The sequence below is a fragment of the Nitrosomonas sp. genome (assembly GCF_022842015.1).
Lineage (GTDB): Bacteria > Pseudomonadota > Gammaproteobacteria > Burkholderiales > Nitrosomonadaceae > Nitrosomonas.
The window spans coordinates 17978-43505 of record NZ_JALHQJ010000005.1 but is presented as its reverse complement, the minus strand read 5'-3'; the positions used below and the strand labels follow the sequence as shown (position 1 = coordinate 43505).

At 45.9% G+C, this 25528-nt stretch carries 22 protein-coding genes; 14 read left to right on the top strand and 8 right to left on the bottom strand.

Going from position 1 to position 25528, the window contains the following annotated elements; genetic code table 11:
• Positions 1–5: 5 nt before the first annotated feature.
• The gene (locus Q0C11_RS01775; RefSeq protein WP_293005208.1) at positions 6–716 is read right to left on the bottom strand and encodes a TetR/AcrR family transcriptional regulator; all 711 of its coding nucleotides are present in this window, start codon (positions 714–716) and stop codon (positions 6–8) included.
• A 224-nt stretch (positions 717–940) separates the two neighbouring features.
• On the opposite strand from Q0C11_RS01775, the gene Q0C11_RS01770 reads away from it, so the two are divergent.
• The 8 genes from Q0C11_RS01770 (at position 941) to Q0C11_RS01735 (ending at position 8521) form a co-directional block, all read left to right on the top strand.
• Entirely contained in the window at positions 941–1309 is a 369-nt protein-coding gene (locus Q0C11_RS01770; RefSeq protein ID WP_293005206.1) for a helix-turn-helix transcriptional regulator, read from the top strand.
• A 16-nt stretch (positions 1310–1325) separates the two neighbouring features.
• Positions 1326–1580, top strand: a complete 255-nt coding sequence (locus Q0C11_RS01765) for a HipA N-terminal domain-containing protein (protein WP_293005205.1) — start codon at positions 1326–1328, stop codon at positions 1578–1580.
• Positions 1573–2649 carry a type II toxin-antitoxin system HipA family toxin gene (locus Q0C11_RS01760; RefSeq protein WP_293005203.1) on the top strand — a complete coding sequence of 359 codons (1077 nt, stop codon included), beginning with the start codon at positions 1573–1575 and terminating at the stop codon, positions 2647–2649. The genes Q0C11_RS01765 and Q0C11_RS01760 overlap by 8 nt, the downstream gene beginning before the upstream one ends.
• A 16-nt stretch (positions 2650–2665) precedes the next feature.
• Positions 2666–3103 (top strand): GNAT family N-acetyltransferase, encoded by a 438-nt coding sequence (locus Q0C11_RS01755; RefSeq protein ID WP_293005201.1) that lies wholly within the window; start codon positions 2666–2668, stop codon positions 3101–3103.
• 586 nt (positions 3104–3689) lie between these two features.
• Positions 3690–4298, top strand: coding sequence for a MotA/TolQ/ExbB proton channel family protein (locus tag Q0C11_RS01750; RefSeq protein ID WP_293005199.1), 609 nt, complete (start codon positions 3690–3692; stop codon positions 4296–4298).
• Positions 4299–4871: 573 nt separating this feature from the next.
• A complete protein-coding gene (locus Q0C11_RS01745; protein ID WP_293005197.1) occupies positions 4872–5681 on the top strand; it encodes a VacJ family lipoprotein in 810 nt (269 codons plus the stop codon).
• Positions 5682–5798: 117 nt separating this feature from the next.
• Complete coding sequence (shc, locus tag Q0C11_RS01740; protein WP_293005195.1) at positions 5799–7802, top strand: squalene--hopene cyclase; 2004 nt, start codon at positions 5799–5801, stop codon at positions 7800–7802.
• Positions 7793–8521, top strand: a complete 729-nt coding sequence (locus tag Q0C11_RS01735) for a phosphorylase (protein WP_293005193.1) — start codon at positions 7793–7795, stop codon at positions 8519–8521. The genes shc and Q0C11_RS01735 overlap by 10 nt, the downstream gene beginning before the upstream one ends.
• Position 8522: 1 nt before the next feature.
• Here Q0C11_RS01735 and Q0C11_RS01730 read toward each other — a convergent pair whose 3' ends face one another.
• The 5 genes from Q0C11_RS01730 to Q0C11_RS01710 all read right to left on the bottom strand — a co-directional run bounded on the left by Q0C11_RS01730 (position 8523) and on the right by Q0C11_RS01710 (position 14979).
• Positions 8523–10295 carry an ABC transporter transmembrane domain-containing protein gene (locus Q0C11_RS01730; protein WP_293005191.1) on the bottom strand — a complete coding sequence of 591 codons (1773 nt, stop codon included), beginning with the start codon at positions 10293–10295 and terminating at the stop codon, positions 8523–8525.
• A gap of 303 nt (positions 10296–10598) precedes the next feature.
• Positions 10599–12026, bottom strand: coding sequence for a calcium-binding protein (locus Q0C11_RS01725; RefSeq protein ID WP_293005189.1), 1428 nt, complete (start codon positions 12024–12026; stop codon positions 10599–10601).
• A 321-nt stretch (positions 12027–12347) separates the two neighbouring features.
• Positions 12348–13775, bottom strand: a complete 1428-nt coding sequence (locus Q0C11_RS01720; protein WP_293005187.1) for a calcium-binding protein — start codon at positions 13773–13775, stop codon at positions 12348–12350.
• A 350-nt stretch (positions 13776–14125) separates the two neighbouring features.
• The gene (locus tag Q0C11_RS01715) at positions 14126–14656 is read right to left on the bottom strand and encodes a toxin-activating lysine-acyltransferase (RefSeq protein WP_293005185.1); all 531 of its coding nucleotides are present in this window, start codon (positions 14654–14656) and stop codon (positions 14126–14128) included.
• Positions 14657–14697: 41 nt separating this feature from the next.
• Entirely contained in the window at positions 14698–14979 is a 282-nt protein-coding gene (locus tag Q0C11_RS01710; protein ID WP_293005183.1) for a peptidylprolyl isomerase, read from the bottom strand.
• A gap of 270 nt (positions 14980–15249) precedes the next feature.
• On the opposite strand from Q0C11_RS01710, the gene Q0C11_RS01705 reads away from it, so the two are divergent.
• From Q0C11_RS01705 to Q0C11_RS01685, 5 genes are all read left to right on the top strand, one after another.
• Complete coding sequence (locus Q0C11_RS01705; protein ID WP_293005182.1) at positions 15250–15915, top strand: ABC transporter ATP-binding protein; 666 nt, start codon at positions 15250–15252, stop codon at positions 15913–15915.
• A complete protein-coding gene (locus tag Q0C11_RS01700; protein ID WP_293005181.1) occupies positions 15912–18461 on the top strand; it encodes an FtsX-like permease family protein in 2550 nt (849 codons plus the stop codon). Before Q0C11_RS01705 ends, Q0C11_RS01700 begins: the two co-directional genes overlap by 4 nt.
• A complete protein-coding gene (locus tag Q0C11_RS01695) occupies positions 18461–19555 on the top strand; it encodes a carotenoid 1,2-hydratase (protein ID WP_293005180.1) in 1095 nt (364 codons plus the stop codon). Before Q0C11_RS01700 ends, Q0C11_RS01695 begins: the two co-directional genes overlap by 1 nt.
• A gap of 1058 nt (positions 19556–20613) precedes the next feature.
• A complete protein-coding gene (locus Q0C11_RS01690) occupies positions 20614–21846 on the top strand; it encodes an AI-2E family transporter (RefSeq protein ID WP_293005178.1) in 1233 nt (410 codons plus the stop codon).
• A gap of 193 nt (positions 21847–22039) precedes the next feature.
• On the top strand, positions 22040–22672 hold the full coding sequence (locus Q0C11_RS01685; protein WP_293005176.1) for a DedA family protein: 633 nt from the start codon (positions 22040–22042) through the stop codon (positions 22670–22672).
• 54 nt (positions 22673–22726) lie between these two features.
• Here Q0C11_RS01685 and Q0C11_RS01680 read toward each other — a convergent pair whose 3' ends face one another.
• Positions 22727–24292: an amino acid permease gene (locus tag Q0C11_RS01680; RefSeq protein WP_293005174.1), complete on the bottom strand. Its 1566-nt coding sequence runs from the start codon at positions 24290–24292 to the stop codon at positions 22727–22729.
• A gap of 384 nt (positions 24293–24676) precedes the next feature.
• Between Q0C11_RS01680 and yidD the strand changes: the two genes are divergently transcribed.
• Positions 24677–24916, top strand: a complete 240-nt coding sequence (gene yidD, locus Q0C11_RS01675; RefSeq protein WP_293005173.1) for a membrane protein insertion efficiency factor YidD — start codon at positions 24677–24679, stop codon at positions 24914–24916.
• A 284-nt stretch (positions 24917–25200) separates the two neighbouring features.
• Here the strand turns inward: yidD and Q0C11_RS01670 are convergent, their stop codons facing one another.
• A complete protein-coding gene (locus tag Q0C11_RS01670) occupies positions 25201–25515 on the bottom strand; it encodes an HPF/RaiA family ribosome-associated protein (RefSeq protein ID WP_293005171.1) in 315 nt (104 codons plus the stop codon).
• Positions 25516–25528 lie beyond the last annotated feature (13 nt).

The window sequence follows — 25528 nt, the reverse complement described above, 5'->3', positions numbered from 1 at the left end:
TATGATCAGACGGACTTGGCATGCATTCTGGGTGCAATCGGTTCCGTTAGTGGAGAGGATTCAGTTTTTGTGAAAATTTCAGGAGCAGACTCAGATTGCTCGGCGGAATCGACCGTAGTTTCATTATGCGAAGCACCATAAATCCTATGATCCAGCAATTCAGCCAACAGCAATTTGTGTTCCAGAAAATCGCGTGTGCGTTGTGAATTTTCTGACGTATCTTGCATCCAGTAAGTAAACGTCGCTAAGTATATCGTGGTCAGAGCGGTTTCTTCCAGTGCGCGGCGCACAAATGTGGCCTCGCGTCGCGCGGCTTCGCGCATCCATTGTACCGTGCGGCTGATGCGCTTGATAGCGGGAATCTGGATGTGCAGGTGTCCGGGCTCCAGTTTGGCGCCGATCATCTGACGCGTGATCTGGCGGTGTGCAGCCAATGCATTCAGCCAAGTCATGATGAGATGCTGTAACCGTTCGCGCGGTGATAATGACAAAAATTCGATGGTTTCCGCCGCTTTGAGCATTTGGCCGTCAGCTCGGTCAAACCAGGCATCAACCAGATCTTCTTTTTCACGGAAATAAAGACGAATATCATCCAGAGAAATATTCAATACAGTGGCGACATCAAACAAGCGTACTGCTTCCCAGGATGAACGTTCGGCGATGGTAACGGCCGTATCCACGATCGTGTCGCGTAATTCAGGCTTGCTTTTTTTCATCTTGATCCTCCGCATGGTATTGGTAGGAGTGGCATAATTTGATTGCCGTTTTCACTATAACATACAAGGAATCGCCAGAAAAATGGTAAATTAAGAAGAAATCTGAGGTGATTCAGTATCAATCGATTTGTCAGAGGGTGTGCAAGAATATGTTAAAGTCTTTTAATCGTCATTTTAGACGATATAGTGTGCAATTACAGCGTTAAGTCGATATTAGTGGCGATATGAAAATAGATAATAATCTTTCCGATGAAGTGATTCTGGCAGAGTTGGGTGCGCGTTTGACGCAACGGCGTATGGCGCGGTCATTATCTCAGGCTGTGCTGGCGGTGGAGGCTGGGATCTCCAAGCGCACGGTGGAGCGGATTGAGGCTGGTGGGTCCGTCCAATTGGTGACGTTGATACGCCTGTGTCGTACATTGGATTTGATGGATGGATTGAATCAATGGTTGCCGGAAACTGGCCCAAGCCCTATGGCCTTATTAAAGGAAAAGCAAGCGAGCAGGGGCCGACAACGAGCAAGAGGTCGTCGTGTCGCGCCCGCTATGAAGCCTAGTGGAAAATCCTGGGCGTGGAGTGATTCATCCATCTAGAGAGCTGTCCAAAGTCATGAGCATAGTCGCTGAAGTGAAATTGTGGGGGCGCACTATCGGTTCCGTAGCATTGATGGATGGCGGTCATGCGGCGAGCTTTGAATACGATAGCGAGTTTGCTCGCAGCGGCATTGAAATTGCGCCACTTACGATGCCGTTGGCGAGCACGGTGTATCGTTTTTCGGCACTGGGACGGGATACCTTTCATGGCTTGCCTGGCTTGTTGGCCGATTCGTTGCCGGATAAGTTCGGCAATGCATTGATTGATTGATGCCTGGCTCGCTACGCAGGGCCGTCAGCCGGATTCGTTTAATGCGGTGGAGCGTTTGTGTTATATCGGTAGCCGTGGCATGGGCGCTTTAGAATTTTTTCTGACAAAAGGCCCGAAAGTGCGCACGTCGCAGAAAATCCAGGTTGAGCAACTGGTCAAGCTGGCCTCAGAAGTACTTACACATTGTCAACAACTTGCAGAAGCTTTCGGCGATGAGACGCAGAAAGCCCATGCGCTAAAACAGATCTTGCAAGTCGGTACTTCTGCTGGTGGCGCGCGTGCCAAGGCCGTGATTGCCTGGAATCCGGTTACTCATGAAGTGCATTCTGGGCAGGTCAAAGCGCCTGAAGGCTTTGGCTACTGGTTGCTGAAGTTTGATGGCGTCAGTGGCAATAAAGCCAAGGAGCTGGAAGATCCGCAAGGCTATGGCGCGATTGAGTATGCCTATTATCACATGGCGTGCGATGCGGGTATCCAAATGAACGAATGCCGCCTACTGGAAGAAAAAGGACGCAAGCATTTCATGACGAGGCGTTTTGATCGTCTCGAGCATCCCGATAGCGGTGGCAGATTGCATATGCAATCCTTGTGCGCGCTGGCCCATCACGATTTCAACCTGGCCGGTGCCTACAGCTATGAACAAGCCATGCAAGTCATCAAACGTTTACAGTTATCGATGCACGACGTAGAACAGCAATTTCGGCGCATGGTGTTCAATGTCATTGCACGCAATCAGGACGATCATGTGAAAAACATTGCTTTCCTGATGGAAAAGCAAGGCACATGGTCATTGGCGCCGGCTTTTGACGTTACCTACAGTTATCAACCTGCAGGGCGTTGGACTTCCACGCACCAAATGACGCTGAATGGCAAGCGAGATGGATTCGAGCTGGCTGATTTTGTCGCAGTTGAAAAAGTGGCTGGTTTGAAGCGTGGCCAAGCCAAGGCGATACTGCATGATGTGCAGCAAGTGGTATCACGCTGGCGTGATTATGCCGATGCTGCGGGCGTGAGCCAGGTTCATTGCGACAAGATCCAAAATGCATTACGGCTGGAACCGTTCTTCTAGAATCGGCTGATTTTCAATGAATATCCGCATACGGCCCGTTCGAGATTCTGATTATCAGTGGTTGCTTGAATTGCACCATACTGTGTACCGTGACCTGATAACACAAGAGTTCGGCTATTGGGATGATGACGAGGAATTGGGTTTGTTCAAGAATGCATGGGAATCGAAACCAATTGAAATTCTTTTGCAGAATGACAATCCTGTTGGCATGTTCATCGTGGATGTACATGCGGATCATTTGTGGCTGGATGAGATTCAGATCGATCCTCGTTACCAGAATCAAGGCATTGGCACTGGAGTGATTGGACGATTGATTGTCAGAGCGCGCGTGCGTCATTTGCCATTGCGCTTGCGAGTTCTGCATGCTAATCAAAGGGCTTACCGGCTTTATCAGAGATTGGGTTTTCTTCGAATTGACGGAGCAGAACATCATCATCTGATGGAAATAAAATGATGTTTTTGTGAGAAGGTTGGCTGTTGTGATTGTTTCATTCGTTTTTGGCGATTTTTTATATTGACGCAATCGTCCGGTATGCGACAGATGCTCCTTTCATTGGGGGATATCACATATAGCTCATAGTAGTAATGGGATGCTTTGCTTAAGTAATTGCTGGCATTGTAATTTGTTGCTAAGTGTCAGTATCTTATGCGCAAGGTTAGTGCTGAGAAACAGATTCTTTTTGATAATGGGCAAGCGCTGAAATGAATTGTCAGATCTAAAAGAAAGCAGTTAATTAATACGAGAGAGTGCTATACTTAATGTATAACATGTTGTTTATTAATGTATATACGTTAGATTAATAAATAATCAAATCAGAAAAGATGTTTGAATTTGGTCACTTATTTTTCCTTTTTGTAATATACGCACAGATTTATCCACAGAAATTGTGGATAGAAAATGGGTTGTTAGAATTGCATGATCCAGATACAGGGCATGCCGAATTAACTGCTTGGTAATAATATATGTAAATCAGGTAATATAGTAGGTTACAGAGTAATACCTGAATACCCGGATCTAAAGTGAGTGAGGAGAATGTCGCGTGTTATCGTTAATTCAAGCAGCGGGTTGGCCGATTTGGCCGATCATAATTGCTTCCATAGTTGCCTTGGCTATTATCGGAGAGCGGATGTGGACATTGCGTTTAAGTGTTGTCGCACCGAAGGAGTTGTTATCCAGGGTATTAAGTGAATATAAGCGCGGAGGTGTTAACCCTGAAATGCTGGCACGTTTGCAAATGCATTCCCCATTGGGACAAATACTTGCGGCCGGGCTTAGAAATGTCAAAAGCACGCGCGAGGTGATGAAGGAATCGATTGAAGAATCAGGCCGAGTGATCGTGCATGATTTGAGTCGTTACCTGACAACGCTGGGAACCATTGCCGCATTGAGTCCTTTGATGGGTTTGTTTGGTACATTGGTGGGTATGATTGAAATCTTCGGATCAAATTCACCTACTGGTAGCAACCCGGCACAGCTTGCTTACGGAATTTCAGTTGCGCTATATAATGCTGCTTTTGGCATACTTGTAGCCATACCCAGTATGATTTTTTATCGCCATTTCAGGGCAAGGGTTGATGACTTTGTGATAGAAATGGAATTGCAAGCGTTAAAATTGGTAGAGATTGTGCACGGAGAGAGAGAAGGTTGAGTTTTTCCTTAGCCGCGACTTTGGTGGTCAGGAAAGATTCGAGACGCATTTTCGTAAACTTCTCAGATTGCTTGAAAACTTTTTTATTGCCCGACAGATTCTCAATTTATGAGCTTATAAGCAGGGATTAAAAGTGGCTTTAATCTTTTTAAATTTGCAGGGACACAAGCAATTTTAAGCTGCAGTAACAAATTATGATTCTGAGGTAGTAGTGTATACTGCGGCTCAATATTTTTACTGATAATTTATGCTGAAACGTGCAGATTGGCACGATAACGATACTGTAGAAACTATGGGAAGTTAGATGTCAGGCGTTTGTTTTACTGCCAATCCGAATGAAATATTGCGGAAGGGATTGTCGAGTAGTGCCATTTTGGCATTCATATGTTCCTTTGCCACGCTATTCAATGTTTTTTGATAATCTAAAGCAGCAGTGTTTGGTTTGCCGTAAAATTTGATCTGTCAAGCAATACCGATGAAATCAAATAACTGTTGAATCAGGGATTGATGAGCCTGTTACATGGTATTTGACCTTGCTGAAGGAAACATGAAAATTGGCTGTATTACAAGTAAATGAATGAGAATTCTGAAACGTTGAGAAATATCAATTATCGTTATTTGATTTTTATTATATTTTTTCTGTGCCTGGCAATCTTGCAAGGGTGCGCGACAACACCAAAAAATAGTGATGAAGATATTGACCCGACTGATCCGCATGAGAAAATTAATCGTGCTTCTTATGATTTTACGGACCGAGTTGATCGGACTATCTTTGAGCCCGTTGTGAATGTTTATGTTGATTATGTACCCAATGCCGCACAGCGATCCATTGGAAATTTCTATGATAACTTGGCATATCCGAATGTTGCCCTAAATTCTTTTTTACAAGGGAAGGTGAAGCAGGGTGCTGGAGATACGTTACGCTTTATTATTAATTCAACGATTGGTATGGCTGGACTTTTTGATATGGCGACCCACATGGGGTTGCAAAAACATGATGAGGATTTCGGCCAGACGTTAGGTGTTTGGGGGGTTAATCCAGGTTCTTATTTATTTGTTCCGCTACTGGGGCCGAGTAGTGAACGTGACGTAACTAATATTCCGGTGAGTCTTGTTACCAATGTACTTTTTTATGCGGGCCTTGCGATAGGTACATACTTTGCTGCGCCATTTACTATCTTGGGTGCCATCGACAAACGCGCACGCTTAATTGGCCCGATGCAGATTCGGGATGAGGCAGCATTGGATCCGTATTTGTTTGTACGTGAAGCATCCATGCAACAACGTGAATTCCTGGTACATGATGGCAAACTGCCCCTAGACCTTTATTATGATCCTTTTCAGGATAATCCATTTGATAACGATGTGAAAATCAAGAAATAATGTTCTTGATTTTGCTTTATTAGGCTTCGAGTATCTGAACAATAATGCAACCGATTGTGTTAGTGAAATACACCTCATTATTTTAAATTTACAATAGATATAAGTGCTTAGGAGTATATGGACGGGTTACAGAGAATATCGGATATATCGCAGCAGTCGGGTGGGTTTACTGTGAATGATAAAGTGCCATCATCGCATTCAGCGGCCAGTCTGAGTCAAGATGAAATCAATGTCGATGAGCTGGAAAATAAGTTTACCCAAGCTCGTTCGGCCATATTGTCACTACAGAAATCCGATGGACATTGGTGTTTTCCGCTCGAGGCGGATTGTACAATTCCAGCAGAGTATATTCTGATGATGCACTTCATGGATGAGGTCGATGTTATTCTGGAAAACAAAATTGCCCGTTTTATTCGTGAAAAACAGGATTTGACTCATGGTGGGTGGCCGTTGTATTACGGCGGTGCATTTGACATCAGCTGTACCATTAAATCCTATTATGCCTTGAAAATAGTGGGTGATTCCCCTGATGCAGCGCATATGGTACGTGCCCGGGAAGCTATCATGGAGCGTGGCGGCGCGGCCAAAGCGAATGTTTTCACGAGATTGCTGCTCGCCATGTATGAGCAGATTCCGTGGAGCGGGGTGCCGGTTGTACCTTCGGAATTGGTATTGCTGCCGAGTTGGTTCCCCTTTCATATTAGTAAGGTCTCTTACTGGTCGCGCACTGTGATGATACCGTTATCTATATTATGTACGATTAAAGCACGCGCGATCAATCCGCGTAATGTAGACATCCGCGAGTTATTTATTGTGCCGCCAGAACAGGAGAAGAATTATTTCCCGAAAGCGGACACTCTGTTGAAGCGTGCCTTTATGTTGGTCGAACGGGTTTTGTCACGTGTTGAACCCAAGCTTCCTCAATCTATACGTCAATATTCGATACGCAAAGCGGAAAATTGGACGCTTGAACGTCTGAATGGTGAGTGTGGAATTGGTGCTATTTTCCCTGCAATGGTTAACGCGCATGAATCACTAGCATTGCTGGGCTATGCGTATGACCACCCCAATCGAGTGCAATGCCGTAACGCCTTACGAGGGTTATTAATTGACGAAGGAGAGCGTGCTTGGTGTCAGCCATGTACCTCGCCAGTTTGGGACACGGTATTGACAAGTTTGGCATTGCAGGAAGATTCAACGACGGATCAGGAGCCTGTGTTAAAAGCACTGGATTGGTTAGTTGAGCAACAGGTTTTGGATGCGCCGGGTGATTGGCGCGACAAGCAGCCTAATCTACCAGGAGGGGGTTGGGCATTTCAATACGCCAATCCGCATTATCCAGATCTTGATGACACTGCAGCTGTAGCTTGGGCGTTGGATCAAGGCGATGCGCAGCGTTACCTGAAATCCTTGGATCGCGCAGCCAATTGGCTGGCAGGCATGCAATCACGTAATGGTGGTTTTGCAGCCTTCGATATTGATAATACCCATCACTATTTGAATGAAATTCCTTTTGCCGATCACGGTGCGTTGATTGATCCACCCACTAGTGATGTGACGGCGCGTTGTATAGGTTTACTGGCAAAATATGGGAAGCACCAGCGTGAAGTTTGGCGTGGCATCAGTTTTCTGCTGCGAGAACAGGAGAAAAACGGATCTTGGTTCGGACGTTGGGGTACCAATTATATTTATGGTACGTGGTCAGTGTTGGAAGCCTTTCAGCTGGCTGAGTTTGACATGCAGCACGCATCGGTGCGGCGTGCCGTGAAATGGCTAGAATCCGTGCAGAGAGCCGATGGCGGTTGGGGTGAAACGAACGATTCCTATCTGGATGCACAACTGGCCGGACAATTTCCCGAGACCAGCACGGCATTTCAAACTGCTTGGGCCGTTTTGGGCTTGATGGCGGCCGGTGAAGTTAACAGTCTGTCGGTGCGTAGGGGGATCAATTACTTACTGCGTAATCAGGAAAATGATCATTTGTGGGAAGATCCTTGGTTTACTGCCCCCGGTTTTCCGCGAGTTTTCTATCTTCGCTATCACGGGTATTCAAAATTCTTTCCGATTTGGGCCTTGGCTCGTTATCGTGCACTGACCAGAACAGTATCCGTATGTATGTAACCGGCTTGGTGACAGCTTTAAGAGCTGAAGCCAGTTGTGTATCATCGATGCGGGCTCCGCTCAACGAAATGGTGCAAATCGATGATTATACTGTTTTGTGGCTCAGTGGCATGGGCGCAGAGGCAGCACGAACAGCAGCAGAGGAATTGCTGCGGCAGGGTGTCACCGCATTGGCAAGTTTTGGTGTTGCCGGGGCATTGGATCCCCGTTTAAAGTCAGGTGATCTGGTATTGCCGGGGGCTATTATTCATTCCGCTGATCAGTTACCAGTAAACATAACTTGGCGCGATAGATTGCAACGGCTACTCCCGGCGGATATTACTGTCATTAACGGTGTATTGACTGACAGTGCGGTACCCGTGACAGACGAAAATGCAAAAAGGGATTTGGCTCATGTCACAGGTGCTTGTGCGGTGGATATGGAGAGTGGCGCAATTGCAGTGGTAGCTGCGAAAGCAGGTATTCCTTTTATCGCCGTGCGTGTTATTGTTGATCCGGTTCAATTTTCTCCTCCGCAAGCATTGCTTGGTGCAGTATATCCAGATGGAGGAGTGAATCCGCTGCATCTAATGGCACTAGTGCTGAAACGCTCAGTGCATTTGCGCGCGCTCATGCAGATGGGGATCGGTATGCGCGCCGCGCGCAAAACATTATCACGGGTGATTCAATCTGCGGGTGTCGGTCTGAATAGTCAGGAAACTGATAGATCGGTAGCGTAGATCATATTCCTTCGTGTGGCTGTAGCTGCAATGCTGCCAGCCGTGCGTATAAAGGGCTTGATTGCAGCAACTCGGTATGTGTTCCCAATGCATCCAAATAACCATGATCGAGCACCGCAATCCGATCGGCGGATTGCACGGTAGCCAGACGATGGGCAATAACCAACGTAGTGCGATTGCGCATCAGATGCTGCAATGCTTGCTGCACCCAAAACTCACTTTGTGCATCCAACGCACTGGTGGCTTCATCCAGTAATAGAATCGGTGTGTCGGCTAATAGCGCGCGTGCGATCGCTAGTCGCTGTTTCTGGCCACCTGATAAGCCTAATCCTGAATCCCCCAAATGCGTTTGATAGCCATGTGGCAGCATGCAAATGAAATCGTGTGCGTAGGCCGTTTTGGCGGCTGCTTCGACCTCGGCATCGGTGGCTGCGGGGCGCGCGTAGCGAAGATTCTCGCTGATAGTGCCGTAAAATAACGCCGGATTCTGTGCTACTAGGGCGAAGCAGTGCCTTAATGCAAAAAGATCCAAATGTCGGATATCAATACCTTCCAGCTTGATACTGCCGGATTGGCTATCAAAAAAGCGCAGCAGCAGGTCAAACAATGTAGATTTTCCTGCACCGGAAGGACCCACCAACGCTAACGTTTCACCTGCACGGATTGTTAATGACAGTTGTTTGATAGCCAACACCTCGGGGCGGGAAGGGTAGGCAAAACACAATTTATCAATAACAATATTTCCGGATACTTCTGGTAATGTGTGGGGTTTCTCAGGCGATTGAATCAGATTCGGTGCTTGTAATAGCTCGATCGTTCGTTCGGCGGCACCAGCGGCGCGCTGCAATTCGCCAATAACTTCCGAAATGGAGGCAACGGCTGAACCGACGATAACGCTATAGAAAACAAAGGCAGCCAATTCACCAGCACTGATATGACCTTCGATTACATCCATGCCACCGACCCATAGCATTAGCCCGACGGCACCGAGCACCAGAATAATGACGATTGTGATCAATAACGCGCGTTGCGTGGTGCGTTGCTTGGCAACCGAAAAGGCTGCTTCGACTTGATTATGAAATGTGTGTTGATCAATGGATTGATGATTATAAGCCTGCACGGTTTTAATTTGTCCGAGCACTTCGCCGACATAAGCGCCGACCGCAGCAACTTTGTCCTGGCTTTGACGTGATAAATGCCGTACCCGGCGACCATAAATGAGAATGGGTGCTACAACCAGCGGCACACAGATCATCACCAGCGCAGTGAGCTTGGCATTAGTGATGAATAGCCAAATAATGCCACCTATCATCATAACCAAATTACGTAGCGCAAATGAGACGGAAGACCCGATCACGGTTTGTAGTAACGTCATATCAGCAGTCAGCCGAGATTGAATTTCGAGACTGCGGTTTTGCTCGAAAAAACCGGGATGAAGGTGGATCAAGCGGTTGAATACCTTGCGGCGAAGATCGGCAATGACCCGCTCACCCAACCAAGTGACCCAGTAATAGCGGGTGAATGTGCCCGCAGCTAAGGCAATTACCAGCAGCAAAAATATTCCCACATATTGACTCAGCAGCTCTTTTGATTGCGTTGCGAACCCCTGATCTATCAGCAAGCGAATACCTTGGCCAATCGACAATGTAATGGTGGCTGTGAATAACAAAGCCAATAAGCTGTAGACGACCTGACGCTTGTAGGGTGCAATAAAACCTGCTGCCATTTTGACGGCCTGCCAGCGTGTTTGAGCACCTTTCTGAGAATTTTCCATTAATTGTTAATTATTTTTAAAAGAGTAAGTTATTGCGCGCAATCCGTATTGCACCAAGAAATGATGGAACCTGCTGGATTAATTGCTGAGATCTCAGAGTGACGCTGCATAAAGAGCACTTGAGAGCAGATTGAGATTTATAATTGTAGCAAATGAGAAATCGAATTACTAACTTGCTGGTTAATGGCAATGGAAACAAACTTCATAACCAACTGAAATGGTAGTGAAGTGCTAGAGAATTCGGTAGAGGCAAGAAAATAATTGGGGCTGTTGAAGGATTCAACAGCCCCAAATAAAATTTAGTTAGAGTACAAAATCGGTAGCAGCGAGTACGTGAAGTCCATTTAATTGGATTTCCATATCGACAACTAAATTGCCATCACCCTCAAATTCTGCCTGGACAATGGTCATGTTATTGATTGCATCCTGAAAGTATCGCACTTCACCGCCGCCGGCGAAATTACCCGTGCCTCTGAAAATGAACGCATTATCAGCACCACCACTCACAGCATCGATAGACGACAGGTCAATTGTATCAACCCCGGGAGTAAAACCATTGATGACATCTCGATTAGCGCCGACAGCGCTTTCACTCAGCGCATTGTAGTCGAAAGTATCGTTACCACCACCGCCAGACATTACATCTCTACCTTCACCGCCGGTCAAGGTATCTTGCCCTAATCCACCAAAAATGATGTCGTTGCCATCCTGACCGTAGAGCGAATCGTTACCGTTCGAACCATCCAGAGTATCCGCGCCACCACCGCCTTTAATGGTGTTGTTGGAGGCATTGCCGGTGACATTGTCATTACCATTGCCCATATAGGTATTCTCGAAGCCGATATAGCTTTCACCGCCAAAGTTTGTCAGGCCGGTTGTCATGTTGAATACATAGTTGCCATTAAAGGCTGTGTGGTCAATGGTATCAATGCCTGTTCCGCCATTCATGATTTCACCACCAAGACCTGACTTCATGAAATCATTACCCGCATCACCGTTATAGGTTCCACCGTCACCATCGGAGGTGATCGTGTCATTACCGGCGCCGCCATTTAGCGTATCTACGCCCCCCCCACCTTCCAGGGTGTCATTGCCTGCGCCGCCGAAGATTGTGTTGTTAGCATTGTTGCCGGTTACGGTATCATTGCCTGCACCCATCCTGGCAATCTCAAAATTGGTATAAAGTTCGCCGCCAAAGTTTGTCAGGCCGGTTAGCATATTGAACTCATAATCTCCGCCAAACCATTGATGGTCAATGGTATCGACCCCGGTACCACCATTCATGGTTTCGGGACCGTTGCCTGAAAACATCAGATCATTTCCTGCATCACCATTATAGGTGCCGCCATCGCCATCGGAGAGGATGTTGTCGTTGCCACCACCTCCGTTCAATTGATCGACACCGGCATTTCCTCGTAATATATCGTTGCCAAAGCCGCCAAATATGATGTCGTTACCATCATCTCCATTGATTGTGTCGTTGTCTGCACCACCGTCGATGGTGTCATCGCCGCTGCCACCATTGAGTGTATCGTTGCCACCGTTGCCGGTGATGTTGTCGTTGCCGCTGCCACCAAAAACGGTATCAGGACCACCCGCGCTGCTGATGGTATCGTTACCACCGAAACCATTAATGGTGTCGGCGAGTTGGGTTGAAAATCCAGAAACTCCGGGTGAGATGAGTGCAAACGAAATTGTGTCATTACCAATTGTTCCAGTGATATTAGCCATTTTGACTCTCCTTAAAATAGATGAATTGATTTGTTGATCAGCTGACGGATTAAGAACATCAAGTGTCAGGTTACTAAATATTATCTATTTCGCCTGTGAGAAAAACCACAGAAATGGACAGATTTCTAGCTTGAATATTGCAAGAAAAGACTCCTATGTTACTTTCCTGCGGTGGTTAGATAACCAGCTCGATATCATCGGGTAAAAGATGATCGGAGGTCAGATATAGAGATCAGTTGGGGATCGATAGAACTACCGTGCGTTGTGAAAATTACCGAGGCTGTTGAAGGATTCAACAGCCTCAAATCAACTTAGTAGGTATTAGAGTACAAAATCGGCAGCAGCGAGTACGTGAAGTCCATTTAATTGGATTTCCATATCGACAACTAAATTGCCATCGCCTTCAAACTCTGCTTGAACAATGGTTCTGTTATTTCCTGCATCCTGAAAGTATCGGACTTCACCGCCACCGGTGAAATTATTTGTGCCTCTGAAAATGAATGCATTATCAGCACCACCATTCACGGCATCGATGGATGATAAGTCAATATTATCAATTCCGGGAATAAAACCATTGATGACATCCCGATTAGCGCCGACAGCACTTTCGCTGAGTACGTTAAAGTCAAAAATATCGTTGCCGCCACCGCCAGACATTACATCCCTGCCGTTGCCACCGATCAAGGTATCTTGTCCTGCTCCACCAAAAATGATGTCATTGCCGTTCTGACCTAGGATCGTATCGTTACCATTTGCACCATTTAGAGTATCTGCGCCGCCACCGCCTTTGATTGTGTTGGCAGCGTTATTGCCAGTGACATTGTCATTGCCATTGCCCATGAAGGCATTCTCGAAATTGGTGTATCTTTCTCCAGCAAAGTTTGTCAGTCCGGTCGTCATGTTGAATACATAATTGCCATTAAAGGCCGTATGATTGATGGTGTCGACACCCGTTCCGCCATTCATGGTTTCGGGGCCTAGTCCTGATGTCATCGAATCATTGCCTACATCACCATTATAGATGCCGCCATCGCCATCGGAGGTAATCGTGTCATTGCCTGCACCGCCGAATAGCCTGTCTACACCACCGCCACCTTCCAGGGTGTCATTGCCTGCGCCGCCAAAGATCGTATTGGCCGCATTATTTCCGGTCACAGTATCATTGCCTCCACCCATTCTGGCGACTTCGAAATTGATGAAGCTTTCTCCGCCAAAGTTTGTCAGTCCGGTCGCCATGTTGAACTCATAGTTTCCATTAAAGACCCTATGATCGATGGTGTCGACACCCGGTCCACCATTCATGGTTTCTGGACCCAGACCTGATCTCATATAATCATTGCCTGCATCACCGTTATAGGTGCCACCATCGCCATCAGAGAGGATGTTGTCGTTGCCGCCACCGCCGTTCAGTTGGTCAACGCCGGCATTTCCTCGCAATATATCCCTGCCAAAGCCGCCAAATAAGACGTCGTTACCGCCACCTCCATTGATCGTGTCATTGTTGGCTCCGCCGTCGATGGTATCGTTGCCGCCATTGCCATTAAGCGTGTCGTTACCACCGTTGCCATTGATGGTGTCGGCACCCGGGCCGCCAAAAACAGTATCGGGGCCTCCAGCGCTGCTGATAGTATCGTTGCCGCCGAAGCTCCTAATAGTATCGGCTGATTGTGTTGGAAAGTTGGATACCCCGGGTGAGATGAATGCAACTGAAATGAAGTCATTATTAGCTGTTCCATTGACTATAGCCATTTTGAATCTCCTTAAGATTAAAGATTAGAGTTGAAGATAAATCTCCTAAAAGATAAATAAATTGTCATTAAAAAGATGAAAGTCATCCAGTCTAGATGAGGATCATCAGGTACTAGATTACTCAATACTGACTGTGTTGACTGTGAGAAAAATCACAACGCTGAAATGATTTTCAGCTTATCCATTATGGGATAAATTGCGGTTAGAATACAACCCTAAGTGGTTAAGTTGTTTGGTAATACACTGTTAATAATAGGAAAAAAATATTAACTCTCCTGGTTTTGTCAGTGAAAGTATATTTCTGTACCTTGAGGGAGATTCTATGCCAATGCGGCTAAAGCATGCTCAAGCTATTGAGAAGTTGGAGTGTTGAATTTCGCACTGGATTGGGCGGCACGAATATGTGCGTCGACGAAGGCATTGACGCTGAGGCGTCCGGGGCGGGTACGGCCATCCGGATAATGACGTTTAAAATAGATCATTTTTTGAGCGCGTCCGATCTCGCGTAAGCGTTCAAGGAGGACGTGCGTGACATCGTTTGATTCCGATGCCCAGGCATTGATCAGCAGAATCTCACCAGATCTGCTATCTTCGAAGGAAAGTTCACCCTGTTCTGCAAGCCACATCTCACCCTTTTCTCGAGTGGTCAGTGCCCAGCCGAGAAATCCGACAATGTGCCCATTATCGGATGCAATCAGATAATGGCCGCGGTTAATTTGTCCAACCAGTATACGGGACCAGTGCCCAAATGGCAGGCGTGCGAATGCTGGTTTGGTCATCAAATAACTGACTGCGAATCCAAGTGCTTGCGCAGGGTTAATTCCCGTCAAAAGACGAATCTTGGTAGTATCAATTTGTGTTGTTGATGACCTATCCGGCATCTTTTGATTTTGGTGGTACGCGGCGAATTAGGCTGTGGATTTTAATCGCTGCGTTGCGTCACTTCCAACAGATGATAGCCAAACTGTGTTTTGACCGGGCCTTGCACTTCGCCGACAGGAGCGCTAAAGACGACGGTATCGAATTCCTGCACCATTTGCCCGCGGCCGAATTCACCCAGTTCCCCGCCTTGCTTTCCGGATGGGCATAATGAGTGCTCCTGAGCCAGTATGCCAAAATCAGCGCCACTTTCTATTTCTGCTTTCAGGTTGTTACATTGCTCTTCGGTTTTAACCAAAATATGACGTGCGCTGGCTCGTGCCATGATTTTTCTCCTATTTTTAGCGGATTCTTCCAGAAATTCCAATGCTGCATTATTTAAAAAACTCCTTGAGTAATATATAAAATATATGCAGCGAAACTATTTCCTGCGCGCATCTTGTTTGATCCAGGGTTTTGGATTTCCAGAAGTGCCTTCGATTAATTAATTATCGTGGTACAGTTAAAGCATACCTTGGTCGGGCGATACATGCACTGATTTTTTGTGGTTTTGCCGACCATCTATTTTGAATGAATTGCCGGGGTATTATTGAATATGCTGGAGTTACGCAACATTACTAAAGGTTATGCCGAAGATCGGAAGGTACTGGCTAATCTGAGCTACACACTGAATGCGGGTGAGTACGTCGCGATTATGGGTGAATCGGGCGTAGGCAAGTCGACGTTGTTAAACTTGATCGCCGGTTTGGATGCGCCTGATTCCGGCGAAATCCGGATCAACGGAATTGCCATTTCATCAATGCAGGATGATGCCGCGACGCAATTGCGGCGGGAACAATTTGGTTTTGTCTTTCAGGCATTTCATGTGCTGCCGCATTTGACATTGGCACAGAATATCGCGTTGCCACTGTTGTTGAATGGTATGACAACGGATCGTGTAGAGCAGATGCTGGAGCAAGTAGGGTTGCACGGTCGCGGGCATCACTTTCCTCGCCAGTTGTCCGGCGGTGAATTGCAGCGCGTGGCGATTGCACGTGCATTGATACATCGGCCCAAATTGGTGCTGGCAGATGAACCGACGGGTAATCTTGATCCGGATACCGCGCATGAAATTCTTCAGTTAATGCGTAGGGAAATTAAAGCGAATGGTGCGACTGGCATTATTGTGACGCACTCTCATATAGCGGCTGCCACGGCGGATAGGGTGCTGAATTTGACCAAGGATGGATTGCGTCCGGCGCAGTCAGAGCACAAGCCATGAAGGCGGCATCGATATTCCGCTGGATGCTGGTCAGTGAGTGGCGCGTGCATATCCTGCAAATAACCGTTGCATTGATCGCTATTGCCATCGGGGTTGCTATGGCATTTTCAATTCATTTGATCAACAGTGCTGCTTTTAATGAATTTTCCTCGGCCAGCAAGAGTCTTTCCGGGCAGTCAGATTTGCAGGTGCGTGGAAAAAAAGCATTTTTTGATGAGGCGCTTTATCCTGTGCTGGTTAAGCATCCGGGTATTGCATTAGCGAACCCTGTCCTGGAATTGGATGTGAGGGTGCCGGGAAAGCAGCAGAGCAGAAATGATCATAAGCTGAAAATCATCGGCATTGATCCATTCCGGGCGGCGCAAATTTCTCCTGATTTACTGGGGTTACCGGACGAAGGAGAAACGCTGGATCGCATAGCCAGCGATACAATATTTCTATCCCCTGCTGCAATGGAATGGTTGCAGGTTGAGCAAGGCGATGCGTTGCAATTACAGGCTGGATTGCAAACAATCATGCTGCGTGTAGCGGGCGGCTTGGTGCGAGCGCGCGCAGGTCAACGCATAGCGGTGATGGATATTGGTGCGGCTCAATGGCGTTTTGAACAGATCGGACAATTGTCACGGATCGAATTGAAGCTCAAAGAAGGCATTAATCATGCAGCATTTAAAGCCAAACTGACTGCAGAATTAGGTGAATCCTATTGGGTTACGGAGGCAGCGGATCAGGAAGCGCGAATTGCCAATATGTCGCGTGCTTATCGTATTAACCTGAATATGTTGGCACTGGTGGCGCTATTTACGGGTGCGTTTTTGGTATTTTCCACTCAGGCTCTATCAGTAATTCGACGACGTCAACAATTTGCATTGTTGCGTGTGCTGGGCTTCACGCGGCAACAATTGTTGCGCCAGATCATCACTGAAGGCGGATTTCTGGGTGTAATGGGCTCAGTGCTGGGGTTGGGGTTGGGTTATGTCGTTGCAGCGATGGCAATCCAGTTTTTGGGAGGAGATTTAGGGGCAAATTTTTTTCCAGGCGTTAAACCGGATATTTTTCTTGATCCTTGGGATGCTTTGATATTTTTTGCAGTAGGTTTAAGTGTGACGTTGCTGGGAAGCATCGCGCCCGCATTGGAGGCAGTTCGTGCTAAGCCTGCACTGGCTTTGCGGTCTGGTGCTGAAGATGCGGCCATGGCAAAATTGTCTACACCGTGGTTTGCGGTGATTTGTTTATCACTTGCACTGCTGTTCACGCACCTGCCTCCCATTTTCGAGCTGCCGGTATTTGGTTATCTCGCGATTGCATTATTGTTGATGGGTGGTATCGCCTTGATGCCTCGATTTGCTGCGTGGGTATTTTCTTTTTTGTTGAGCTGGTTACGTCATGTTCGGATCGGTGCTATTTTTACATTGGTGCTGGCTCGGTTGGCGAATGCGCCGAATCAGGCTGCAATTGCATTGGGCGGCATACTGGCCAGTTTTAGCCTGATGGTAGCAATGGCAATTATGGTGACAAGTTTTCGCGTATCAATCGACAGTTGGCTTGGGCATGTATTGCCGGCCGATTTGTATGTGCACACTACTGTAATCGGTGATCAGGGCGGTTTTCAATCCGATGCGCAAAATGCGATTATGGCGTTGCCAGAATTTGATCGAGTGGAATTCTTTCGAACCCAGAAGTTGACGCTTGATGTTAATCGTCCGGATATCACATTGTTTGCTCGGCCTGTGGATAAAATGGATCCACGCAATACGCTGTCGCTAACGGATGACGTGATCGCGGCAGGATCATTGCCTGAAGATGCAATTCCTGTCTGGGTATCTGAAGCGATGGTCGATTTGTATGGTTATCGGGTGGGTGAAAGTGTGATTCTGCCAGTTGGTGCAGCATCCGGAGAATTTCTGGTTGCCGGAGTGTGGCGGGATTATGGTCGCCAGTTTGGTGCGATACAGATGCAATTGGCGGATTATCGGCGATTGACAGGAGATTTGAGCGTCAATAATGTGGCGTTGTGGTTGCAAGCTGGCGTGACATCGGATGCGGCCATTGCGAGTTTGCGACAATTGCCGTTTGGTGCTGCACTTGAGATATCGAGATCAAGTGACATGCGAGCTTTGAGTCTGGAGATTTTTGATCGAAGCTTTGCGGTGACATATTTACTGGAAATAGTGGCGGTGATTATTGGATTGCTGGGTGTGGCAGCTAGTTTTTCTGCGCAAATACTGGCGCGCGCCAAGGAATTTGGCATGCTGCGGCATATCGGTGTAATGCGCCGGCAGATTCTTGTCATGCTGGCCGCGGAAGGGGGGTTGCTGACTGCACTCGGTGTTGGGTTGGGGTTTGTGCTGGGGTGGAGTATCAGTTTGATTCTGGTTTTTATCGTCAACCCACAGTCCTTTCACTGGACCATGCAACTGCATATGCCGTGGAGCTGGTTATTGGCGATTGCCATCATTATGTTGATTTCGGCGGCATTGACAGCTCTGGTTTTCGGGCGCAAGGCAGTTTCCGGTCAGGTTATTCGCGTTGTACGGGAGGATTGGTAATGAAACGGAACAAATTTGGCAGTGGTTCAATCGTTCTTGTCATGCTGTTTTTTAGTTTGCTCGTCACTCTGGTATATGCCGAATCGAGCCGATTAAAACCGGTGACTCCAGATTACAAACTGTCCTTCCCAATGGATTATGGGTCACACCAGGATTTTCGTATTGAATGGTGGTATATCACCGGTTGGTTGGAAACGGAAGATAAGAAACCGTTGGGTTTTCAGGTTACTTTCTTTCGATATGCCACTGATCACAATCACGATAATCCGAGTCGCTTTGCTGCTAAGCACTTAATTATCGCGCACTTGGCTTTATCTGATCCTGCGGTCGGTAAATTGATGCATGCCGAAAGAACCGCCCGGGAGGGTTTTGACCTCGCCTATGCCAAACATGATAATACGGACGTTAAATTGGACGATTGGACGTTGGTGCGTGAGGAGGATGGCCGCTATCTGGTGAATATGCAAGCCAGAGAATTTGGCTTGCAATTGTCATTAACGCCCACGCAAAGCATCATGCTGCAAGATATGGACGGTTTTTCCCGTAAAGGCCCAAAGCCAGCGCAAGCCAGTTATTACTACAGCGAACCGCATTTGAGTGTGACTGGCACAGTATTCAGACAAAACAAGCCAGTCGCTGTTAATGGACGTGCTTGGCTGGATCATGAATGGTCGACCGCCTTTATGGACACTGATGCTGATGGATGGGATTGGGTGGGCGCCAACCTGGATGATGGTTCAGCGTTGATGGCATTTCAAATACGTGCGAAGCAGGGTGGGAAAGTATGGGCTTATGCAGCGCTACGCGATGCTGAAGGAAATATGACTTTGTTTGATCCCGATCAAGTGGAATTTACTCCCGTACGTACTTGGCGCTCACCACATACTGAGGCGATTTATCCGGTTGCCATGCATATTCGCACCGGTGAGATTGAATGGCAACTCACGCCATTGTTTGACGATCAGGAACTGGATTCGCGCCAATCGACCGGCGCAGTATATTGGGAAGGAGCCGTGATGCTGACCAGAGATGATAGGCCGGTAGGGCGCGGCTATCTTGAGCTGACGGGCTACGTGAGTCCTTGGACATTGTGATCTTAACGGGATGTAGCATACGCCCGATAACCGGAGAAGATATTGTCAATCATGCGATTTTCTGGTAAATAATAAAGCGCACTTAATTTCAATACTTTCATTGTTGTTAAATGTGAGTTAGAATTCAACGGCGCAGTAATCTAAGTGGTACAAGATGATTGCGAATAAATTACTCGGCTCCACACATAAAGATCGCTGTAGCAGTGAATCTGAGGGGCGGAGATAAGATTCACGATTACAAAATTTTGTGATTGTGTGAGCAAGGGGGGTCGATAATTTATCGGCTTTAAATCTAAATCAAAGAAAGAATGTACCTTAACTAAGGAGATAAATTATGAGCGAAGTCAACAGAAGAGAAACAGATGCGCAAGTTCTGAGATTGTTCTTCATCTCAGTTGCTGTTTTTATTGTTATCGGAGCAATTGTATACGGCGTATTCTAGACTGAGAAGCTTGTCACTACCCTTATGTGAGTTATGTTTTTTAGTTTTCTATAGAAACTTAATTCCTCACAGTATTTGAGTAACAGGGTGGTGTCAGTCAGTACTATCTAGTATCCAATAAAAAAATAAAAACGCCTATCTAGCGGAAGAGCTTGTGTTCGCTAAATAGGCGTTTTTTATATATCATTTACAGCATGTTGCTGTAGTCTTCCTTCTTCTTGTTTGCAATGGTGATCAGTTGAGTTCTAATGTAAAGATGATGTTTTTCTGCTATTCGGATTTACATAGAGATTTTTTGCTCAATAAAACCTAACGTAGCTGTGGCACCTATTCTATCGAACTCATATAGAGAAGCTTATTAATGATGGCGCTAGTTAATGCCATGGGATAATATCACGGCTGTTCTTAACAGAATAGGTGGGTCCTTGACAGAACTTGGGTAGCGTATAGTTTCAGTATCAGTAAATGTTTTTGATACACTGGCAAATAGTTAAGGGGTATCTCATAGTCGTCTGAATGTCATAATGTTTATGAAATACTCTTATAATATTTATCAGGTAATCTCTTGATACGGGTTAGTTGATTTAATTTTAACCACACAGAGAATTTGAAAATAATGTCATTTAGCTTTGATAGTTTTTATGAGGCCAACCGCCGTATACTGATCTGGCTCATTCTGATTGGTATTTTATGGCTATTGCAAGACTTTTTCGGATTGATTTTCATCACGTTTGTTCTTACTTTTATTGCGACCCCGTTGGTAAATGTTGGGCGGAATAAATTGAAATTGCCGCATCGGGCATCCCTAGTGTTGGTATACATTTTTTTTCTGGTTGTGCTAGGTAGTTTTTTTCGTTATGTGACGCCCAGCGTCATCGGGGAAGCCAATCGTTTTATTAATAATTTCAGTGAAGTGCAGTTAAAATTGATTGAGATGAAACGGGATATTATTGGCAAATACCCAGGTATGGAGCGTCCTCTGCATGGCTATGCCCGTAGTATTCTGGATGAGGATAGTCTGCGGGTAATAGATTCCAAGCTTAATCGGTTCCGGCAGAAGCTCAATTTTCCTGATATTGAGCACTTGGATGACGTCAGCGATAGCGAGATTACTGAGGATACGTATGAAAAGTTGAGAAAATATTACGACAGAGAAACTGAGCTATTGGTGGATGTTCTCATGACAAAACAAATGGGTAAGGTTCGTGAGGAATTACCAAAGCTGATCAATTATCTTTACCAAGCGATCGGTACGATGTCCCTAGCGCTATTATTCAGTTTTCTGATTTTGTTTGACAGCGTTCGTCTCGGTGGTTTGATGAAAAGCCTGCATGAGTCGAGACTAAAAGATTTTTATCAGGAGACCGCACAGCCCGTAATCCGTTTTGCTTATGTCGTTGGTCGCGCCATTCAAGCACAAGCAATGATTGCATGTGTTAATACGTTCCTGACTTTGATAGGCCTGATAATGCTTGGGATTCCGTCAGTTGCATTATTATCATTAATTGTTTTTGTGTGCAGTTTTATTCCAGTGCTGGGTGTATTTATCTCTACTACGCCGATGGTGTTGGTTGCGTTGAATACGGGTGGTTTGACTTTAGCGTTAGGAATAGTTGGCATGATAACCATTATTCATATTATTGAGGCCTATGGTCTTAATCCGATGATCTATGGTAAACATCTCAAGCTCAATCCAGTCCTGGTGCTTATTATTTTACTTATTGCCTATCACGGTTTTGGTTTGTGGGGAATGATACTGGGCGTCCCAGTCGCATATTATTTTATTCATGATGTATTTGGTGTGCCTCTATGGGACAGGCATCGGCTAGGGCCAAAAGTCACTAATTAATTATTATTTTCTGTGCTACGGTTTGTGAGGCAGAAGCCGTATAGCTATTCTGAATAGGCTACAATGGAAAAATTCATCGTTATTGTGAAGAATTGTGCCCTTTCCTTCCTTTTGTTAAATGAATAGGTTATGTAGTCAATGCAGAGCAATCTTTTTTATGCGGCATTTTTTATAACGAATTTACTTTATCCTAATGTTTCTTATCGACTTTATACTGAATATTGATCAGCATCTTTATGTATTGTCCTCAGAATATGGTCTATGGGTTTATGGTATTCTTTTTCTGATAATATTTTGCGAAACCGGATTGGTTGTGATGCCTTTGCTGCCAGGAGATTCGCTTTTGTTTGCGGCAGGTACTCTGGCCTCATTTGAGGACTCGCAACTCAGTCCCCATGTCCTGTTTGTCGGATTATGCATTGCAGGCATTCTGGGGGATAGTGTGAATTACTGGATCGGGAAAAAGACCGGTCCCAAAGTTTTTACTTCGCAGGAATCTCGTTTCTTTAAACGCGAATACTTGGATAAAACACGCGCTTTTTACCTTAAATATGGAGCCAAAACGATAATTATTGCGCGTTTCATTCCGATTATCCGAACCTTTGCGCCCTTTGTTGCCGGGATCGGAACGATGCCCTACCGCACCTTCATAACATATAACGTTATCGGTGCCATATTATGGGTCGGTATATTTATTTATTCGGGATTTTACTTCGGACAACTTCCGATGATTCAACAAAATTTCAAGCTGGTCATCCTGGCCATTATTATCTTATCGATAACCCCTCCCATAATAGAATACCTGAAGCATCGATATAAAAAATAATATTGCTGCTAAACACCTATTTCCCTAGGAATCAGCGCCTACTTCCTAGTGAACTTAATTCTTACTCTTTGATGCTATGGAATCTTGGTTGCGATCTGCTAGTGGTCGAACTGGTTTGATAATATCTTCACCGCCCGATGAGGTGTCGATGCCGAGCGCGAGATGACTTTTCCGGTAGCCATAAAGGAAATAGAAAATCAATCCGATTCCAGACCAAATCGGAAATACCAGTTTCGCATCGTTGGGTAGAAACCAAAAAAGTGTGATACAGCCAATCACGGCAAGGGGACCCACTAACCAAATTATCGGTGCCTTGAAAGGCCGTGTGCGATGCTTATCCTTGGTGCGAAGTATCATTACCGCTAGTGCAACCACCATGAAAGCGAACAATGTGCCAGAATTGGAGATGTCTGCTAGCTTGCCAACTGGGAAGAAGGCGGCGGCAATGGTTACGCCAATACCTGTTATGTAAGTTACAATATGAGGCGTTTTAAATCGTGCGTGCACACGACTTAATACTTCGGGAAGTAATCCATCGCGTGCCATAACGAAAAAAATGCGCGTCTGCCCAAATAGCATCATTAGAACAACCGATGGCAATGCCAAGAATGCGGCTAGGCCAAGTAAATTGCCAAATTTTTCCCAGCCAATCTCTCGTAAAACCAGAGCCAAAGCTTCACGCGAGCATACGAGTGGTTGTTGTCCGACGGCGGCAAGCGATTGACATTGTTCAGCCAGAACTATTGAACCAGGCGCTAGGCCTTTGCCGGTTTCGTCTAGAATGGGCTGTGCACCAATAGAGCCGATTGCGCCTGCTGAAACCAGTATGTAGAAGATGGTACAAATTACGAGAGAACTTATGAGTCCAATCGGCACATTACGTTGTGGATTCTTTGTTTCCTCAGCAGCAGTCGAAACCGCATCGAATCCGACATAGGCAAAAAAAATGGAGGATGCCGCAGCAACTACGCCTGCTTCGCCCAAGGGCAAAAATGGTTGGAAATTCTCGATCTCAGCAACGGGGAGTGTCAGTGCAATAAACAGTGTCAAAGCTGCAATCTTGATCGTGACAAGTACAGCATTAAACGAGGCGCTTTCACGTGTACCAACAACCAACAATCCGACAACCAAAATACAAACGAAAACTGCTGGTAGATTGATGATGCCGCCAGCGAAGGGACCGTTGGCAAATGCAATGGGAATCTTGATTCCTAGCGAATTATCGAGTAAACCGACAAAATAGCCTGACCATCCGACTGCAACTGCACTCGCGGCGACTGAGTATTCGAGTATTAACGCCCAGCCAACCATCCAAGCTACCAGTTCGCCTAATACTGCATAGGAATATGTATAAGCGGAGCCAGAGACTGGCACCATCGAAGATAATTCGGAATAACAAAGGGCAGCCACCATGCACACAAAACTGGCAATGATGAAGGAGAACATCATTCCAGGTCCGGCTTTTTGCGCAGCTTCGGCTGTGAGTACAAAAATGCCTGTTCCTATGATTGCACCAACGCCCAGAAGAGTTAACTGCCATGCCCCCAAAGATCGTTGAAGGGATTTCTTTTTCGCTGTCGCCAGAATGGCGTCAATTGATTTTACGCGCCAGAAAATCATGTATTCTTCCTTTTGTTAATGCAATTATCTGCGATAAACCGTAAATTTTTCGGGAAATAGTGTACAAGAAATTGTGAAATTGAGAAGTAATATGTTGTTTCAAACAAAAACGTAGAGCTAGAGAAAATGCCTGTTCAAATTGAATTGTGATCTATTACCCAGCGTTTGTATCAGTCAAACAAGTTTTTTCAAGAAAATAATTCCTGCTCTCTGGCTAATGACTTCTTAAATATACCATACCTTGTTATCATGAAGCGGATGATAAGCCTGTAGTATATAGTGATGATTATGCGCTGAGACCATTTCTAAATGACCCCAGAATCCAGTTCCTGGATAAGATGAATGGATGCGGCGTAGGATGTAAAAACAAGGGGGAGTTTACGTATGGGTTCATTCTTTAGACAAATCCTGATAGGTGTAATAAAACTTTATCAATATACGATCAGCCCATTGTTAGGTTCTCATTGTCGCTTTTATCCTGCGTGTTCAAATTACGCCATTGAGGCGCTAGAACTACATGGCGTTTTGCATGGCAGCTGGCTTGCAGTGAAGCGCATTTTGCGCTGCCATCCATGGAATGCGGGTGGTTTTGATCCGGTGCCGCAGGACAAGATAGAGCGCTAGGCCTCGATGAAGTATTGCCTGCTTGTTTATGAATATGGCTGTCTTTAGACTATCTGACCTCAGTTTTCATGGCATAATTTAAGTAGTGTATTACTCACCCATTACCGCATGGCCAAAATCGACAGCGAAGTTGTAATTAGAATAGGATGCCGCTGATTTTTAGTTTAAATTCAGTGAGGGCTTTGGTGCAGCAGGTGCTAAAAGATGGAGGGGTGTTTCTGTCGCAAATTAAAACCGGGAATACTCCATCGAGTTGTAGTCGGTGGAGTATTCCCTTGGAATAATTAATGATTGTCCAGTCTTCCGAGAGTACCTTCGATCACGTTCTTTAACTTATCCACTGCGCCTTGAACAGCAAGGCTCAGGTTTTCTGCTTGGTGAGTAACTGCGATAGGCTGGCGACCTTCCAGACGCGCTTCCATCAAGCAACGTTTGTCATTCATTCCGCCCTTATCACTATTTTCGTCGCTGATATGTACTTCAATCCGAGTGATATGTTTGCTGAAACGATTCAGTATATCCTTTATCTTGGCTTCCACTTGATGGGAAAAATTTTCGTGACCTTCAATATTACGGTCAGTATTGACTTGTATTTGCATGGTTTTTCTCTGT

Excerpts from the sequence above, each read along its gene's own strand:
- Q0C11_RS01775 (WP_293005208.1), bottom strand. The coding sequence starts at position 716 with ATGAAAAAAAGCAAGCCTGAATTACGCGACACGATCGTGGATACGGCC.
- Q0C11_RS01770 (WP_293005206.1), top strand. The coding sequence starts at position 941 with ATGAAAATAGATAATAATCTTTCCGATGAAGTGATTCTGGCAGAGTTG.
- Q0C11_RS01765 (WP_293005205.1), top strand. The coding sequence starts at position 1,326 with ATGAGCATAGTCGCTGAAGTGAAATTGTGGGGGCGCACTATCGGTTCC.
- Q0C11_RS01755 (WP_293005201.1), top strand. The coding sequence starts at position 2,666 with ATGAATATCCGCATACGGCCCGTTCGAGATTCTGATTATCAGTGGTTG.
- Q0C11_RS01745 (WP_293005197.1), top strand. The coding sequence starts at position 4,872 with ATGAATGAGAATTCTGAAACGTTGAGAAATATCAATTATCGTTATTTG.
- shc (WP_293005195.1), top strand. The coding sequence starts at position 5,799 with ATGGACGGGTTACAGAGAATATCGGATATATCGCAGCAGTCGGGTGGG.
- Q0C11_RS01735 (WP_293005193.1), top strand. The coding sequence starts at position 7,793 with ATGTATGTAACCGGCTTGGTGACAGCTTTAAGAGCTGAAGCCAGTTGT.
- Q0C11_RS01730 (WP_293005191.1), bottom strand. The coding sequence starts at position 10,295 with ATGGAAAATTCTCAGAAAGGTGCTCAAACACGCTGGCAGGCCGTCAAA.
- Q0C11_RS01725 (WP_293005189.1), bottom strand. The coding sequence starts at position 12,026 with ATGGCTAATATCACTGGAACAATTGGTAATGACACAATTTCGTTTGCA.
- Q0C11_RS01720 (WP_293005187.1), bottom strand. The coding sequence starts at position 13,775 with ATGGCTATAGTCAATGGAACAGCTAATAATGACTTCATTTCAGTTGCA.
- Q0C11_RS01715 (WP_293005185.1), bottom strand. The coding sequence starts at position 14,656 with ATGCCGGATAGGTCATCAACAACACAAATTGATACTACCAAGATTCGT.
- Q0C11_RS01710 (WP_293005183.1), bottom strand. The coding sequence starts at position 14,979 with ATGGCACGAGCCAGCGCACGTCATATTTTGGTTAAAACCGAAGAGCAA.
- Q0C11_RS01705 (WP_293005182.1), top strand. The coding sequence starts at position 15,250 with ATGCTGGAGTTACGCAACATTACTAAAGGTTATGCCGAAGATCGGAAG.
- Q0C11_RS01700 (WP_293005181.1), top strand. The coding sequence starts at position 15,912 with ATGAAGGCGGCATCGATATTCCGCTGGATGCTGGTCAGTGAGTGGCGC.
- Q0C11_RS01695 (WP_293005180.1), top strand. The coding sequence starts at position 18,461 with ATGAAACGGAACAAATTTGGCAGTGGTTCAATCGTTCTTGTCATGCTG.
- Q0C11_RS01690 (WP_293005178.1), top strand. The coding sequence starts at position 20,614 with ATGTCATTTAGCTTTGATAGTTTTTATGAGGCCAACCGCCGTATACTG.
- Q0C11_RS01685 (WP_293005176.1), top strand. The coding sequence starts at position 22,040 with ATGTTTCTTATCGACTTTATACTGAATATTGATCAGCATCTTTATGTA.
- Q0C11_RS01680 (WP_293005174.1), bottom strand. The coding sequence starts at position 24,292 with ATGATTTTCTGGCGCGTAAAATCAATTGACGCCATTCTGGCGACAGCG.
- yidD (WP_293005173.1), top strand. The coding sequence starts at position 24,677 with ATGGGTTCATTCTTTAGACAAATCCTGATAGGTGTAATAAAACTTTAT.
- Q0C11_RS01670 (WP_293005171.1), bottom strand. The coding sequence starts at position 25,515 with ATGCAAATACAAGTCAATACTGACCGTAATATTGAAGGTCACGAAAAT.